Origin of the sequence: Bacillus sp. UNC125MFCrub1.1 (assembly GCF_000701305.1) — a bacterium.
GTDB classification, from domain to species: domain Bacteria; phylum Bacillota; class Bacilli; order Bacillales; family Bacillaceae; genus Bacillus; species Bacillus altitudinis.
On the sequence record NZ_JNIG01000005.1, the window covers coordinates 1 to 1,352 of the forward strand.

General features: G+C 42.0%; 1 protein-coding gene. It reads right to left on the reverse strand.

What is annotated here, in order from left to right:
- Positions 1-470 (reverse strand): DUF3967 domain-containing protein (locus N521_RS00160; RefSeq protein WP_035389176.1); only part of this gene is annotated, 470 nt, incomplete at its 3' end.
- Between the last annotated feature and the right edge of the window lie 882 nt (positions 471-1,352).

Genomic DNA, 1,352 nt, shown 5'->3' on the forward strand with positions numbered 1-1,352 from the left:
TTCCAAAATTGCCACCACTTTTTTTGTTGAGCAGCAGCAATCATTTTTTTTGCTTCAATGGATTCTTTCAAAGCGAGCATGAGATTTTCATCTCGTTTTTTTTGTTGTTCTTCAAATTGTTCGAGTCGTTTTAGGATGGTACGATTGAATTCCTCTTGTCTCTGAATGAGATCGGCGACATTGACATCTTGTAGCGGTGTAGCGGTATCCGATATGGACAAGTTTGACCGATACAAGGTCGCTACAAGTTTGGCTACTTCTTCTAGTGATTTACCACTCAATTTAGAGTGTGTGTATATATACTCCATAGCGGATAAATCGGACTCATTATACTGACGCCATCCCTTAGTGTCTCTGGCGAAATTATAGCCGTTTTTCTCAAGCATGGCGGCGTATTTGCGTATCGTGACGCTGGAGACATTGAGCTTATTTGCAATGTCTTGTGAAGAAAGGTAGGTTTCGGGTTTCATAGCGGGTTCACCTCTTTATGATTCATTCGCTACGGTATACGCTACGCCCTTCTAGATCAAAAGGCAAAATGTTTTTGTTTTGCGTAGCGGGTTGAAAGAGAAAAATTTTGATAAGTGTCGCTGGAGACATTTCGGAAAAGGTGAAAAGAGCATAAGGGAAAACTGCAACCACTTTATGTTTGAAATCCCAGTGTGATTTGTTTCGTGGCGGTTGCGATTTTTGAAAGGAATGTGCCTAAAAATGAAATTCTGACACACCTTTTTTCAGGAGAAAAATGTGGTGATGTGGCAGAAACGGAAAAACTGCCACACCATAAAAAGGAAAAGTGAGAAGAATTGAGTAACGTTTTGTGTTTGAAAAGGAGCGCACCTGCACACAAAGAAAGGGAGCGTTTTGCAAAAAAATCAGTCGTAACAAGGGGTCAATAATGGTGAATTAAGTTTCGTGTTTGTTTTGTGTTGTTTCGGAAAAGTGTGCACTCAAAAGGAGCGTTACTGTTTAAAAAAATGGAGTGAAAAACATATGGCATGAGTCAACGGTAAGCGGAACGAAGTGAGCATTAAGGAGTTGACTCATTCACGACACCCAAAAGCCTGTTTATCAAACAAACCCCGTTTGTTTGCGCCTGCCGAAGGGGCATCCCCCGAAGATCGGGGGTAGGGGGTTTGAATATTTGCCATCCAACGTGCTAGCGTTGGCGGGTTTGGGCAGAGCCCGAAAAGAGTCACTAGGGAACCAGTGCCCACTTATGCACCTAAAAGTTGCACGTGTATTTTCTCTCCGTTCAAAGCAGAATGCCAGGGCATTGTACCGTTGGGAAATTGATGAAAAACTTTGGTGGAGATGGTAGAATAAGAGAGTGATTTATTCATCTGATTGTT